The 14,355-nt window shown below is 31.7% G+C and carries 13 protein-coding genes; 4 read left to right on the forward strand and 9 right to left on the reverse strand.

Annotated features, from left to right (window positions below):
- Positions 1-186 precede the first annotated feature (186 nt).
- Both BMY33_RS16025 and BMY33_RS16030 read left to right on the forward strand, forming a co-directional pair.
- Positions 187-1,005 carry a mechanosensitive ion channel family protein gene (locus BMY33_RS16025; protein WP_091410456.1) on the forward strand — a complete coding sequence of 273 codons (819 nt, stop codon included), beginning with the start codon at positions 187-189 and terminating at the stop codon, positions 1,003-1,005.
- An 80-nt stretch (positions 1,006-1,085) separates the two neighbouring features.
- The gene (locus tag BMY33_RS16030) at positions 1,086-2,504 is read left to right on the forward strand and encodes a hypothetical protein (RefSeq protein ID WP_139195682.1); all 1,419 of its coding nucleotides are present in this window, start codon (positions 1,086-1,088) and stop codon (positions 2,502-2,504) included.
- Between the two features lie 718 nt (positions 2,505-3,222).
- Here BMY33_RS16030 and BMY33_RS16035 read toward each other — a convergent pair.
- Positions 3,223-3,987: a DJ-1/PfpI family protein gene (locus BMY33_RS16035; protein ID WP_091410459.1), complete on the reverse strand. Its 765-nt coding sequence runs from the start codon at positions 3,985-3,987 to the stop codon at positions 3,223-3,225.
- A 10-nt stretch (positions 3,988-3,997) separates the two neighbouring features.
- Positions 3,998-5,227, reverse strand: a complete 1,230-nt coding sequence (locus BMY33_RS16040; protein ID WP_091410461.1) for an MFS transporter — start codon at positions 5,225-5,227, stop codon at positions 3,998-4,000.
- 127 nt (positions 5,228-5,354) lie between these two features.
- Between BMY33_RS16040 and BMY33_RS16045 the strand changes: the two genes are divergently transcribed.
- The gene (locus tag BMY33_RS16045; RefSeq protein ID WP_244543040.1) at positions 5,355-5,969 is read left to right on the forward strand and encodes a DUF1684 domain-containing protein; all 615 of its coding nucleotides are present in this window, start codon (positions 5,355-5,357) and stop codon (positions 5,967-5,969) included.
- Positions 5,970-6,037: 68 nt separating this feature from the next.
- Here BMY33_RS16045 and BMY33_RS16050 read toward each other — a convergent pair whose 3' ends face one another.
- The 4 genes from BMY33_RS16050 to BMY33_RS16065 all read right to left on the reverse strand — a co-directional run bounded on the left by BMY33_RS16050 (position 6,038) and on the right by BMY33_RS16065 (position 9,282).
- Positions 6,038-7,135, reverse strand: coding sequence for a porin (locus tag BMY33_RS16050; protein ID WP_091410966.1), 1,098 nt, complete (start codon positions 7,133-7,135; stop codon positions 6,038-6,040).
- Between the two features lie 318 nt (positions 7,136-7,453).
- Complete coding sequence (locus BMY33_RS16055; RefSeq protein WP_091410463.1) at positions 7,454-7,792, reverse strand: P-II family nitrogen regulator; 339 nt, start codon at positions 7,790-7,792, stop codon at positions 7,454-7,456.
- Between the two features lie 70 nt (positions 7,793-7,862).
- The gene (crcB, locus tag BMY33_RS16060; protein WP_091410465.1) at positions 7,863-8,228 is read right to left on the reverse strand and encodes a fluoride efflux transporter CrcB; all 366 of its coding nucleotides are present in this window, start codon (positions 8,226-8,228) and stop codon (positions 7,863-7,865) included.
- 16 nt (positions 8,229-8,244) lie between these two features.
- Complete coding sequence (locus tag BMY33_RS16065; protein WP_091410466.1) at positions 8,245-9,282, reverse strand: SRPBCC family protein; 1,038 nt, start codon at positions 9,280-9,282, stop codon at positions 8,245-8,247.
- Between the two features lie 187 nt (positions 9,283-9,469).
- Here BMY33_RS16065 and BMY33_RS16070 point away from each other — a divergent pair, with 187 nt between their 5' ends.
- The gene (locus tag BMY33_RS16070; RefSeq protein ID WP_091410968.1) at positions 9,470-11,521 is read left to right on the forward strand and encodes a dipeptidyl-peptidase 3 family protein; all 2,052 of its coding nucleotides are present in this window, start codon (positions 9,470-9,472) and stop codon (positions 11,519-11,521) included.
- A 72-nt stretch (positions 11,522-11,593) separates the two neighbouring features.
- Here the strand turns inward: BMY33_RS16070 and BMY33_RS16075 are convergent, their stop codons facing one another.
- The 3 genes from BMY33_RS16075 to BMY33_RS16085 form a co-directional block, all read right to left on the reverse strand.
- Positions 11,594-12,763 (reverse strand): cupin domain-containing protein, encoded by a 1,170-nt coding sequence (locus BMY33_RS16075; RefSeq protein WP_091410468.1) that lies wholly within the window; start codon positions 12,761-12,763, stop codon positions 11,594-11,596.
- A 323-nt stretch (positions 12,764-13,086) separates the two neighbouring features.
- A complete protein-coding gene (locus BMY33_RS16080; protein ID WP_091410471.1) occupies positions 13,087-13,284 on the reverse strand; it encodes a hypothetical protein in 198 nt (65 codons plus the stop codon).
- A gap of 107 nt (positions 13,285-13,391) precedes the next feature.
- Complete coding sequence (locus BMY33_RS16085; RefSeq protein WP_091410473.1) at positions 13,392-14,309, reverse strand: YfaP family protein; 918 nt, start codon at positions 14,307-14,309, stop codon at positions 13,392-13,394.
- Positions 14,310-14,355: the final 46 nt, after the last annotated feature.

Here is a 14,355-nt window from a genome sequence, read left to right on the forward strand (position 1 = left end):
GTTTAGGTATTTTGGCATAAGATTTGATATTATATAAGTGTATAGAATTTATCAAAATCTTGTGTGAGGACATTGGTTCTGAGGAACTAAAGATAGTACGGGAAAAGGATAAGAAAAACGCTCGAGTAAAACTCTGAGCGTTTTTTTATTTTATTTTTCTATTTTAGAGATTATAAAAATCTAACCATGGAAAAATTATACGAATATTTTGAAATAGCCATTGATAAAGTTGTTTTTTTTGCTCCAAGAATTATTGGAGCCGCTTTGGTATTTTGGATAGGGTTTAAAATTATCAAAAAAATACTACAACTTTTAGATAAGACATTAGAGAAAACAGGCATTTCAGATACGATGCGTCCTTTTCTGTTATCAATTATATCAGTAATTCTAAAAATAGCGGTCATTTTTGCAATCGTTACAATTCTAGGAGTAGATCTATCCGGTTTATTAGCTATTCTTGCTGCAGTTGGATTTGCTATAGGAATGTCTTTGCAAGGTAGTTTAGGTAATTTTGCTTCAGGGATTTTAATTATGTTCCTAAAGCCGTATGAAGCTGGAGATTGGATTCAGGTTGGTGATTCCTTTGGAAAAGTAGAGGAAATAGGTATTTTTAGTACTGTAGTGATAACTCCAGGAGATAAGGTTCTAATTATTCCTAATGCTAAAATAACCGATGATGTTGTTGCGAATTATTCCAAAAAAGGAGTTGTAAGATTAGAGATTGGTGTTACGATGCCTTATAATGAAGATTTTTCAAAAGTCAAACGAGTAATTGAAAATGCAATAGCGCCAATCGATAAAATTCTGGATAACCCTAAAACAGAAATAGGGATCGAAAATTTCGATTCTCATAATATTTTAATAGCTGTTAGACCTTATGTAAAGCCTGATGATTTTTGGGAGGTAACTTTTATGACTCATCAAGAGATTAAAAAAGCTTTTAGTGAGCACGATATAAAAGTGGCATACTCAGAAGGTGTAGAATTGGGAAGCATTGGAGTATAATTTATAAACACATGTTTTATACAAAAATAGTGTAAGTGGCATTTTTTTTGTAGCTATTATTTTAGTTAAAATTTTCACCTATGAAATTCATCTCTATCCGGAGCATACTATTTTTTGTATTTATATGCTCTATAACGTGTTCTTATTCGCAAAATACTTTAAGACTTAAAAAAGGTGAGGTTATAGATTCTCTTAAAGTGCCTTCGAGTAAAGGGATTTATAGTATCTATTTACCAAAATCATTTGATCTAAATAGCGGGTGGCCAGTACTTTTTGGATTTGATAGTGCCAGGAATCAAAACGCTCTTACGAACACTTTTAAGAAATCTGCAGAAGAGTTTGGGTATATAGTAGTGGTTTCTGATTATGGAGAAAGCCTTAGTTCTGAGGATAAATCGAGTTATATATCACTTTTTATCAAACATATTGTTTCTCTTTTTCCAATTCAGAATAAAAGAATGTATGTTTTTGGGACAGGAAAAGATGCTCCGCTTAATACTTCTCTACCTTTATTATATGAGCAATTTGAAGGTGTAATAGCGATAGGTAATAGTTATAATTATAGTCAAAAGTTGAATCGAAATAATTACTTCTCTTACGTTGGAATGGTTGGAAATAAGAATTTTAGATCTTTAGATTTTGAGGATACCAATAAATATCTTAGAAAAAAAGGTGCAGTTTCAGAAGTTTATGTTTTCAATGGTAATGAAGAGCTCCCGCCTCCAAATATAATAGCAAAAGCTTTACCACATTTTACAATGGCTGCAATGGCAAAAGGAACTATTCCTAAGGATTCCATTTGGATAGAAAACAGATATCAAAAAGATCGAGAATTAGTTTCTTTATTGAAAGAAGAAAAAAAGTATCTACAGGCTTATGATGAGTTAACTAAAATGAGAAGTAGGTATCGATTATTTCTTAATGTGGATAATCTTAAAGAAGAGCAGAAGGAAATTAGAAAAGTTGATGACTACAAAAAAGAAAGAAGATTAAGATCAAAATACCAAAATCAGGAAATATTTTTAAGACAATCATTATTTTTTTCTATGGAAGAAGACATAGAGCTTAATCAATATGGCAATCTTGGATGGTGGCAATATAAGATTGGTGAACTAGAAAAGATACATAAGAATAAGGAGATATATGCCAGTAATATGGTAATAAGAATAAAAGGTTTTCTGAAAAACGTTTTGTCGGATTATAAAAAAGAAGTTATTAATTATAAAAAGGAAGAAGACAGAAAAATATTCTTAAATATATTAAGTACAATAGTTGATAAAAATGATTTTGAATCCTATCGTAATATTATTTCATTAAGCACAATAGATAATGATAACGAAACAGCGTTGTTTTATTTAGAAAAGATGCTTCAGCAAGGATATAAGGATATTGATAAGCTTTATGCTATCGAAGGAACTTTAGCATTGAGGGTTTCAAAAGAATATAATGGTATTATCAAACAATATTTGGGGACTTCAAAGTATTTCAATTTTGACTAAAACATAAGTTATTACGCACTTTAACGATAGTAATAAACACTTAATCGATATTTTGTTAATAACTTTTTTTTGAATTACGGTTTTGAAGTAAAAATTCATATATCTTTATAACACGTAAAATATGAACGGTGTGTATTGTAGAAATTAACATATCAAGAAATATGACGATATGGATTTGAAATTTTAATTTGGAATATGCATTGGGATAAATTAAGTGTGAGGACATTAGTCTAAAGACCCCGAATCTAAAAACTAAAGAGAGTACGTAATTTGCCCCGTATGAAAAAGCGATCTTGAAAAAGATCGCTTTTCTTTTTTAACAGATTTTTTTAAAAGGATAAAGGGGGAGAATTACTGTGTAAAATAAAACTTTAATCAGTTTTTATTGATGACAAAACCTTTGATAAATACATTTTTTGTGTATTTCATCGATTTTTATTGTTTTTTATCGTTAAAAATTTTGTGTTAACAATTTTTTTACAATATATTTACGTGTGCTTAAAAACATTTCGATGTATGGCCAGAATTAACATTTTAAATTGTATGACGATATGGATTTAAAATTTTAGTTTGGAATACATCAGGGCCTATTAGGTGTGAGGACATTAGTCTGAAAGACCCCAAATCTTGAAGCTAAAGAGAGTACGTAATTAGCCCTAAAATTGATGAAAGCGTTCCTTAGTAGGAGCGCTTTTATATTTTTTGTGATGATCTATAACTATTTCGAGATTATTAAATGAGGAACATCATCTAGTTTCCAGTCAATTACAAGTCCGCCCGCTAGAGATTGTGCGATCTCTGCTCCATATAAATGCTCACACAGGTATAAAGCTGCCTCAAAACTTTTGGCACCACCAGCAGAAGTAATGTATTTTCCATCATGAACAAACAAGATTTCTTTTCTAATATCTAAATCAGGAAACATTTCTCTCATTTTATCAATATCACTAGGGAAAGTTGTCGAAACTATATTATTTAACGCTCCTGCTTTCGCTAATACAAAAGCGCCATCACAATGAGAAGTCATATACAAGGCAGTTTGATTCACTTTTTTTACAAAATCTATCATTGCTGTATCTTCTAGATCTGTATCAAGATGATGTTCTGCGCTTGGTATTACAAGAATATCAATTTTAGGTAATACATCTTTTAAATAATTATAATCAGGGATTATTTTTACACCTTCAAAAGTAGTAATTGGGTCATCTGTATTAGCAACTGTAAAAACATTCATTTGCTTTATGTTTTCACGATATTGAGTGTGTTGAAAAATATCAAAAGGAGCTGTGAATTCGGTGTTGTAAGTACCATTCATCAATAAAAAAGCTACATTATAACGGTTTGGCACTAGTTTTGGAAATATTTTTTTCTTCTCTAATTTTGTTGCCTGTTCTTTCTCGTTTAGAATATTTTTTTCTTCTTTCTTTTCTTGACAACTAATTATTATTGCAGATAGAAAAACTGTGTATAATATCTTTCTCATAATTTATTTCTTAAACAGATTTTAATTCTTTTGAAGTATTCTCTTTATTGACCTTTTGCTTTACAACAAACAATAAAAATATTCCAACCATGGAAATGATAGTCATTAATACCCAAGTGTTGTTATAACCATATTGATTTATAAATTGCATTCCTGAATTATGGCCAAATATATGAGCAAAGGAAAAAGACATACTGTATAGCCCCATATAGGCACCTTGTCTTCCTTTTTTTGATCGATCTAAAGCAAAAGCATTTCCGAATGGAAACGAAATCATTTCTCCAACAGTTGCGATGATCATACCAATAATTACAATCCCCGCCCAGGGAGTTATTATTAATAATATAAAACTAACTCCGGTTAAGAGAAAACCATTAATTACATTTCCAATTTTTGATAACGAAGTAGATTCTAAATAAGCTATCAATGGCATTTCAAATATAAAAATTAGCACTCCATTCATAGCCAGTATTAAACCTATATTTCTTTCGGATAAGAAATGGACCTCTTTATAATAAAGAGGAATAGTGGAAAAATATTGGACAAAAATAAATCCAAATAGAGTAAGTGCTATTAAAAACATTATATACACACTATCACTATAAGCCGGAGTTGGGTTATCTACGATAATTTCTTTGTCAATTATTCTTGCTTTTTTAGGGTGTAAAGTCTTAATCATGATAATTCCAGCAATAATGCACGTGATTCCATCAACCCAGAACAATCCAGAGTAACCGATTGTGGCAATCATAAGACCTCCTAACGCAGGAGCCATAGAGAATCCTAAGTTTATTGCTAATCTAATAAAAGTTAAAGATCTGGTTTTGTTGGCAGGTTTGCTATAAGCACTTAGCGCAACAAAAAATGCAGGACGAGCGGCATCAGCAACTGCTATTAATACGAAAAAACTAATACAGATACTCCAGAAGCTAGTGAAATATTGAACAACAAAAAATGAGAGTCCTGTTAATAGTAAAGAACTTAAGATTACCTTGTAGTAACCTATTGTATCGCTTAATTTTCCTCCTATCCAAGCACCTAATAGAGAACCAAGTCCATAACTTGTCATTACCCAACCAATCTGACCTAAAGAAAAACATAAATTATCAGACAGGTATAAAGATAAAAAAGGAATGACCATGGCACCCATTCTATTGATCAATGTAATAAGTGCTAACCACCAAACTTCTTTTGATAACCCAGAAAAAGTGTCAATATAATTACGTAAAAGTTTTTTCACGGTAGCTATGGTTAGTTTTCTAAAAACCCATAAAAGTAACCTTTTGTCGAAAAACTAACTGCAATTTTAGAGAATATTAACTTGTTTATTGCTAATGGTTTGTACTTTTGCAAAAAATAAGGGGACAGTGCATAAATTATCTTTTTTACTAATACTATTCTTTGGTCATGTAATGGCTCAAGATTCTACGACCATAAAAAAAATATTAACTTTTCAAGAAGAGCTAAATAAAGAATTTGCCTCTGAAGAAGAATCACCCTTAACACCTAAAGATTTTAAGACATTTAAAGAGCTTGATTTTTTTGATATTGATACTACGTATAGTATTACTGCAAAGTTTATTCGAACTCCATATGAAACTCCTTTTATCATGAAAACTACAACGGATAGAGAACCCGTTTATGTGAAATATGGAGAAGCTCATTTTATGCTACAGGATAGAGAGTGGATATTGAATGTTTATCAAAACCAAGGACTAAAAACACAACCTGAGTATGAAGATTATCTTTTTCTTCCTTTTACGGATTTAACAAATGGAGAAACTAGTTACGGAGGAGGACGTTTTATAGATCTTAAGATTCCAGATGCTGATACAATTGTTATAGATTTTAATAAGGCATATAATCCTTATTGTGCATATAGTGCACGATATTCTTGCCCAATTCCTCCAGAAGAGAATCATTTAGAATTGGAAATACCAGTTGGTGTTAAAAAATATAATAAACACGAGGTAAACAAATAAATAAAAAGCGCTCTGAAAAATCAGAGCGCTTTTTGCATAAACAAACAAATATATTAAACTATAATATATTAAAACTTATAGATGGCTCCAAGCACAAAAGACGAAAGACTTTTTGTTGCTTCTCCATCATTGTCTGAGAAGAAATCCTCAGAAGTAGAATCTAATCTTAATTCAGGTTTAAGCGTAAGATCACCAATATCATAACTTCCTGTTAGTGTAGCAGCAATCACACTACCATCACCTTCAGCATCAAGACCAACGACATCAACTAATCCTCCATTAAATACAGAGAAATATTCTCCTCTTAATCCTAGGGTGAACTTTTCTGTAGTTTTGAATTGTGGATATAATGCTACACCATAAAATCCAGATGCATCAGCATCTCCTTGATCCTCTGTAGTTAAATATGTTGTATTTACTCCTAAGTAAAATTTTTCAGAAAGATCCCATCCTGTAGTAAGATCCACTTGAAAAGTAGGTCCTACCAACCCTGGCTCACCTTCATTTCCATATCTAAAGTTTAAATATGCACTACCATTATCTGCAGCATACCCAACTTGCGCACCAAAAATATAAGTGTCAAAAGGATTATTCTCTGTGTAATCTGTAGGGTTCATAATTGCTACCATAGCAGACCAACTATCATTGATAGCGAAATCAGCCTTAAGTCCTGTATGAGAAAAAGGCCCATAGGAGAACATATAAGAAGTGGAGTAATTAAAATTACCTGTTGGAGAAATTACTTCATACCCAAGAAACGTATTAAAGTTTCCAAAAGTTAGTTTGAATTTCTCAGTTACATTCCAGTATGCATATAATTGGTTTACAATTTGCGAAGAACCATCAGAAAGAAATACGGCATCTTCACCTCTTGGCCCAAATACAAGATCAGCTACAAATCCTACTTTTTCTCCCTCATAACCAAGAATTAGATTTGCCATACCTAGTGCAAACCCAGATTGATTGGCAAAAGAAGTCGCTGGTGCGGTAGAATTGTCATTTTGTGCTCCAAAATTATATCTGAAATATCCATCAACAGATCCATTAACCGAAAAGTTATCGAACCATTTTTTTTCTTCTTCCTGTGCTATGGTGGTAAAGCTGACTAGCGCAAGAGAAAGAAGGCATACTTTTTTGAAAAGTTTTGTTACGGTTTTTGTTTTCATAATAAACATTAATTGGTATTAATTTGTTTTTAATTGGAGCCGTAAAACTATGTTAAAACAATTTTACCCCAATAAAAAATGGGGGTTGATTGGTTATTTTTACATATTTTTAATTTTATGCCCTCAAAAAATTAGACATTAATGTTTAATAAGCGATTTTTTAAGAATTTTTAAAGTGATTTTTTGAATTTCAGAAGTTAAAAACAACTTTAGTGTTTATAATTTGTTAAATTATGTATCAATAAAGGTTAAGAATTGTATTAAAAATAGAAAAGGCTTATCATATTGATAAGCCTTTTTTTTAAGATATTTTTTATTTTAGTTCAAAGCTTGATTTCCATGCTCCCCTGTTCGTATTCTATAGGTGTTTTGTATTTCCGAGACAAAAATCTTTCCGTCTCCAACATCTCCAGTTTTGGCAGCATTAATAATAGTATCTACTGTCTTTTTTTCAAACTCATCAGAAACTACTATAGATAGATATCTACGCTGTATATCAGTGGTGCTGTAACTAATACCTCTATAAACATGACCTTTTTGTTCATTACCTACACCAGTAACATCCCAGTAGGTAAAGAAGTTTACTTCTATTTCATGCAATGCATCTCTAACTTCTTTAAATCTTGACTTACGAATGATTGCTTCTATTTTTTTCATTTGTTATTTATGGTATTAATCTAATGAGGATAAAGGGTTTTAAAAGAATAATATAAATTAGTAGATGCTATTATTTTACAATCCACATTCCTAAAAATACTAAAAGAAACCCTATGACAAAAGTACCTATGGCATATAATCCAAAGTTTATAAAGTCACCAGATCGTAAAAGCATATGATTTTCATAGGCAAATGTAGAGAATGTCGTAAACCCACCACAAAACCCTGTAGCAAGAAATAAAATAGTATTCTGTGATAAAACATTGTTTTTTAGAGCTAGTCCCAAAACGATACCTATCAGAAAACTACCTAGAATGTTTGCTGCAAAAGTTCCATAAGGAATTCCAGTAGCCTCATTATTCAGATATTTACTGATAAGAAACCTAGCTACACTACCTGTGCCTCCTCCTATAAATACTAGAAGTAATTGTTTCATTTAATATTAGTAACTACTATATTATTGGTATATAAATTTCCGTAATCCATTCGGCTGGATTCGGTTGTAAATCAGAACTAGATCGATATATTTCAAAAGCAGGAGATGCAGGATTAGCTTCTAATGCATTTTGTTCTATGTATTTGTAACCAGCTTCCCAGGCTTCTTTTAAGTTTATGTAGTCTCCTTTTAATGTGATTTTTACAACTCTTTGTTTAGGTAATGAGCCGCATAAAATATTACTGTCGGCTGGTGTAACTACTTCTTCTCTTACAGGAACACCAGTAGAGTAGATAGCTGTTCCTTGAGCTTCATTATATTCATTGTATATAGTAAAAGGCATGCCAGTTTGAGGAAGGCTATTCTGTTGTACATATGATACAACAGAAGGTATCATTTGCTCCATTTTTTGAGAAATTTCAGCAATAGATGATGCTGTGGCAATGTACATGTAAAAACCTCCTCTATGTTCAGTAACTCCATCAACATTGATAGAATATTCTTTCATTTTTTCAATAGAATAGGCATCTAATTTCTCTAGTCCTTCTTTATACATAGGTCTCATGCTTTCGGATGCAGTACTATCTTTTGTCATCCAAAATAATTTCTCCATAAAACCTTGTTCTCCTTTTATTCCCCAAGTAACTTTTGTTTTTTTGCTTTCAAGTTTTTCAAATTTCCAATAAACATCATTAGTAATTTCATCTACTACCGGTAAAACAATTGAAAGTTTTTGTTCAATACTCGAAAAAGGAGCAGCCTTTATGGTTTTCATTTGTCCATCTTCCTGCGTTTCACTTTTCCAGCTATAAGAAGCTCCATTACCACTAGTTTGGTTAGCGTATTCTAAAATCAAATCTTCAGAATCGTCCATCCAAGGATTCCAATTTTCCCAAGTTTTATAGTCATTAACAGTATTAAAAATAAGCTCGTCTGGAGCATCAATTACTCTACTTTCTTCTAACTGAAATTTGCCATCAGTCATAGCTACATAAGCGCCACCACCGATAACTATAATTAGTAAGAGAAAGAATAGATATTTTATGATTTTCATGTTAGTTAGTTTAGGTTTTTTCAGAAGCTAATATAATCAATTTTTAAAATGGGTTTTAGTCTAAAGACTTTCAGTGGGTTATGGTAATTTAGATTATTAGACAAAATTGCTCTTAGATGTTATAATGGTTCAAATTTGGGATTTTTTTTATTTCGTTACATTTGCTGCAAACAATAAACATAAACAAATGAAATTTAATCGTATAATATTTTTCATAGCCATTAGTGCAATGCTAATAGCTTGTAAAAAGGATCCAAGTATACAGGATCAGATTAATCAAGAAGAAACGAAACAAGAAGTAGTAGAAGAAAAATTTGATCATCTTGTAGAACAATTTTCTGATATAAAAGTTCTTAGATATCAAATTCCGGGATGGGAGAACCTTTCTCTTAAAGAACAAAAGTTAGTCTATTATCTTACACAAGCAGGACTTAGCGGAAGAGATATTATGTGGGATCAAAACTATCGTCATAATCTATCAATTAGAAAATCATTAGAAAAAGTGTATACTTCATATACAGGAGATAAAACATCTGATGATTGGAAATCTTTTGAAACATATCTAAAAAGAGTTTGGTTTTCTAATGGAATCCACCATCATTATAGCAATGATAAGATCAAACCAGAATTTAACAAAGATTACTTAACTTCTCTTTTGACGGAAACTAAAACTGAATTATCAGAAGATGCTGTTAATGTGATTTTTAATGAGGATGACACAAAAAAAGTAAATCAGGCGAAAGGAGTTGATAACGTTGCATTATCAGCAGTGAATTTTTATGGTCCTGGTGTAACCAATAAAGATGTTACTTCTTTTTATACTAACTTAAAATCTCCAGACCCTAAAAAACCTTTATCCTATGGTTTGAATTCTCAATTAGTAAAGGAGAATGGAGTATTAAAAGAAAGAGTTTATAAATCAGGAGGTTTATATGGAACTGCTATTGATGAAATCATTAAATGGTTAGAAAAAGCTCAAGGAGTTGCCGAAAATCAGGCACAAGGAGATGCATTAGCATTATTAATTCAATATTATAAGACAGGTGATTTACAGATATGGGATGATTATAATGTTGCTTGGACAGCCGCTACTGATGGTAATATTGATTACATCAATAGTTTTATCGAGGTGTATAATGATCCTCTAGGATATAGAGGTTCTTATGAGACAATTGTACAGATTAAAGATTTTGACATGTCTAAGAAAATGGCTGTACTTTCAGAAAATGCGCAATGGTTTGAGGATAACTCTCCATTAATGAAAGAGCATAAAAAAGATAGTGTAGTTGGAGTGACTTATAAAGTAGTTACAGTTGCTGGAGAAGCTGGGGATGCATCTCCTAGCACACCAATTGGAGTAAACCTTCCTAACGCTAACTGGATTAGAGCAGCGGTTGGATCTAAATCAGTTTCATTAGGAAACATTACTAATGCGTATAATAATGCTGGTGGATCAGGACGCCTTAAAGAATATGTTCACGATGATGAAGAATATGAATTGGAGGAAAAATATGGACAACTAGGTGATAAATTACATACGGCTTTACACGAAGTTGTTGGGCACGCCTCTGGACAATTAAATCCAGGAGTTGGTGAAACAAAAGAAACGTTAAAGAATTATGCATCCACAATGGAAGAAGGACGTGCTGATTTAGTTGGGTTATATTATTTAATGGACCCTAAATTACAAGAATTAGGTCTAGTAGACGATTGGGAAAAAGTTGGAAAAGCAGCTTATGATGGATATATAAGAAATGGATTAATGACCCAGTTGATTCGTCTTAATCTAGGCGACGATGTAGAAGAAGCTCATATGCGTAATCGCCAATGGGTGAGTGCATGGGCTTTCGAACAAGGTGCAAAGGAGAACGTAATTGAAAAGGTAACTAGAGAAGGTAAAACGTATTACAATATTAATGATTATACAAAATTACGAGAAATTTTTGGACGTTTATTGCGTGAAACACAACGTATTAAGTCTGAAGGGGATTTCAAAGCAGCAGAAGCATTAGTAGAGGGGTATGGTGTGAAAGTTGACCAAACTATTCATGCAGAAGTTCTAAAAAGGAATGAACAATTTACTGCTGCTCCTTATAGCGGTTTTGTAAATCCAGTATTGGTTCCTGAAATGGATGAGAATGGAGAAATTATTAAGATAAAAGTAACGCAACCAAAAGATTTTGTTACTCAAATGTTAGAGTATAGTAAGACATATGGTTTCTTACCTGAAGTGAATTAACAAGAAGATACTTTGCTATATAAATCACCTTCTAAAGAAATTCTCTTAGAAGGTGATTCTTTTATTTTTATTTTAAGAAACAATATCTAACACTCCAATCTTAGAAAGTTGTTTGGTAACTAAAATTTTGCTTTCATCATCAAGATTACAATTAATTTTGTGAATAGGTAATGCTTTATCTTCTTTTATGAGAGTACTAAGGAAAGACTTACATTGTATAGGCATGGATAGCTTTAAATCATAAAATTTTACATTTATTTTTCCGCAATTAGTGACCATTCTAAATTTACTTTTTTCTCGAATCTTTATTTTAGAATCTTTATTAATGCTATCAATATGTATGATTTGACTGAGTTGACCTTGGGCTATAGCTTTCTGCCTACTGTAAAAATCATCGATAATTTCTTCATCTCCTTGTAGTTCTTTGATAAGTGCTGTTACCACTTTAGTAACTTCTAATATTTCGTTATTTTTATCGTTTTCATCTATCGTATGAAATTTAGTAAATTTTCTTAATGGTAACATAGATTTAGATTTTTCCAAAAGAACTTCTGCTAAATGCTCTGCCCAGGTTTTACCGATAATTCCAGTTGTAATGTGCCCAGAATTTTGATTAGTACAATATGCATCATGAACAATTCCTCTAGGAATGTACAATACATCTCCTTTTTCTAAGGTAAATTCATTAATTACTTTTCCCGGTATAAATTCTTCTTTATTAAACGGAGTTGTTTTATCTGCTAAAGGAACGGGTTGATCGTAGATACGCCAATGTTTAGAACCTTCAAATTGAAAAATAAATACATCGTGGGTATCATAATGAGTAGAAAATCCTTGAGATTTTTTTGGAGTAAGATAGATGTTTGTTTGTATTCGATGCTTAAAAAATGTTTCTAACTCATTGGTTAATTTTCTTAAGCTATATATTTTATTTTGTAGCCCAGACATAACCAAAGTACTTCCATTTTCAAATGCATTAGAAAATTTTAAAGGATCAATAATATCAGAATCTTTTATTGTATATTCTTTAGAATCGGGTTTTTCATTTTTTGAATGATCTGCTAACCTAAAATCCGGGTGGTGATTAGTTAACGAAAATAAAATAGAATCTAGATCTTGTATTGAGAGAAGTTTGTTAAAGAAATCTCGATCTCTATTTTTTATTATTAAGTGTTTTTTTTCAAAATATTCTTTTAAAAAAGTATCTGTTGTAATAGGGTGTAATATCTCTTGTAGATTCATTTTAATGCTTTAGGAAGGAGAATGTTGTTTTTAATATTAGTTTTTGTAATTATAAGATCATAGGTTGATGAAAAGAGCAGGAGTAGCTCATAAGAATCGAAAAGAAAATAATAAGGTGGATCTTCTTTACAGGTATCTTCTTTAATTTTTTTAATGATTTGTCAGAGTGTGTAAGAATTTTAATCATAGCTTAAATGTTTAGTGTTACGTTAAAACTACAATTGAATTAAGTGAAAAAAAATACCCAAAAGAGGGTATTTTTCCAGTTACAATTTTGCCAAATAACAAAGTAACTTCTTTTGTTTTTGAAATCGGACAGTAAACTAATCTGAGTCAGCACAATTAACACCAGCCCCGACTGCATCACCACTATTACTATCAGTACAAATAGGACTGTCTGTAGTACAAGAAGTTGTCACCGCTAGAGATGACACTAATAGAGCTGAATAAAATGTCCTTCTGAAATTGTAGCTCTTAGAAACATTGTCAATTTCAAAATCTGAAAGTTTTAATTTAGTCATAATTAAAAATTTAAAAGTTTTGTTAAAATTAGAAAGTAGATCAGCATAATAAAATACCCAATTGAGGGTATTTTATTAGCTTAACGAACTCAATAAAAAATAATGATCTAGTTTTTTGTGTATGTCAATGTATTAGAATTTCCAGTACTAATAGTTCCGCTAAATGTATTTACAGTATTACCATTATCTCTTACAGTTATGGTGTATGAGGTAGAGCTTCCGCTAAAAATATTTACATAGAATTGGTATGTGCCTGATGGCCCTCCATTAGCCCAAGTGATATTCTCTGAATTACCTCCTGAACAATTCCCTGTGCAGTCTACATCTAATGCGCCTCCAGAACTGGATTGTGTATTGTTAAAAGATAAAGTCTCGCCATTTGGGTCTTGAACATATAAGTCTAAATCAGCACTTCCGGACCAAGTAAGGTTGAATCTAGGGCTTCCATCTTGTCCAGCTAATCCTCCGCAATCAGATACGTCAACTAAACCTTGACACGAAGGTTCATCACAATTACCGCAGAGCATAGCTACATCTCTGATGTTAGCTCTAGAAATATTTCCAGAAGATGTTTGTGCAAATTCATAACATTTGATGTCATGACATACTTGTGATAAGTCTGCACAGATTCCTTGATTGATTAAAAAATCAAAATTTCCAGTACCTGCAGTGGCACCGTTGGTGTTTACAGGAACAAAATAAATTGGCCCTGTTGTTCCGAATCGCATTCCTACAGCGTTGACATTTCCATTAGGTGCGTTAAATGATATAGAATTAGTCATGGATTGTCCCGATGCGATCGGTACAGTGCTAGATGACCCGTTACCTATACTAATAGATTCATCAATTTGTACTGTACTTGGATCTACAGTAAAAGAACCAGGAGGTAGTACTAGATTGTCGTTCATGATGTTAGCGATTTGCGCAGGATCAGAAATTCCAGGGTTTCCCGAATCACCATTGTCTTCGCTACAACTGTAGCAACATAGTAGTCCAATAAACGTAATAAAATAAAGATTTTTCATTTGAATGGTATTTTTTGTTTACACCAAATCTACCTTCGAAATGAGC

Source organism: Aquimarina amphilecti (assembly GCF_900109375.1).
Taxonomy (GTDB): Bacteria; Bacteroidota; Bacteroidia; order Flavobacteriales; family Flavobacteriaceae; genus Aquimarina; species Aquimarina amphilecti.